A 685-nucleotide genomic window follows, 5' to 3' on the forward strand; every position below is an offset into this window, starting at 1 on the left:
TGCTTGTAAGGCAGATGCTCTCCCAGCTGAGCTAAGCCTCCATGGGATTGTATTACTTGTTAAGAAATAATTAATGGTGACCCGTAGGGGATACTCTCACTTCGCTCGAGACTGCGATGCAGCGCTACCGAAGTTCATGCTCCGACGAACCCTTATGGGTTCTCATCCCCAATCGAAGCGTAAAATTAATGGTGACCCGTAGGGGATTCGAACCCCTGTTACCTCCGTGAAAGGGAGGTGTCTTAACCCCTTGACCAACGGGCCTTAATGTTTTATAAAGTAATCGCTTCTTTAGAAGAAGTATTATGGCGGAGAGAGAGGGATTCGAACCCTCGAGACGCTTTTGGCGCCTACACGATTTCCAATCGTGCTCCTTCGGCCAACTCGGACACCTCTCCATAATGGCTCCCCGAACAGGACTCGAACCTGTGACAACTCGATTAACAGTCGAGTGCTCTACCAACTGAGCTATCAGGGAACAATATTTAATTCAAGTGTTTTGATCACCTGAAAACTAGATACGAAACGAATTTGTGTGTTTAGAAATGGTCTCCGTAGCCTCACTCCGTTGCAAAGCGTAACGCTTCCGAAGCAAGTTTCCCTACGGTAAACTTTTTAGGATAAGCCCTCGACCGATTAGTATTGGTCAGCTCCATGCATTGCTGCACTTCCACCTCCAACCTAT

The 685-nt window shown here is 47.4% G+C and carries 3 tRNA genes; all 3 read right to left on the minus strand.

Going from position 1 to position 685, the window contains the following annotated elements:
• Nucleotides 1-189: 189 nt before the first annotated feature.
• The 3 genes from KJS65_RS29460 to KJS65_RS29470 all read right to left on the minus strand — a co-directional run bounded on the left by KJS65_RS29460 (nucleotide 190) and on the right by KJS65_RS29470 (nucleotide 478).
• Nucleotides 190-264, minus strand: a tRNA-Glu gene (locus KJS65_RS29460).
• A gap of 42 nt (nucleotides 265-306) precedes the next feature.
• A tRNA-Ser gene (locus KJS65_RS29465) sits at nucleotides 307-398 on the minus strand.
• A 4-nt stretch (nucleotides 399-402) separates the two neighbouring features.
• Nucleotides 403-478 (minus strand) — tRNA-Asn (locus tag KJS65_RS29470).
• Nucleotides 479-685 lie beyond the last annotated feature (207 nt).

This window comes from Paenibacillus sp. J23TS9, assembly GCF_018403225.1.
Classification (GTDB): Bacteria; Bacillota; Bacilli; order Paenibacillales; family Paenibacillaceae; genus Paenibacillus_AQ.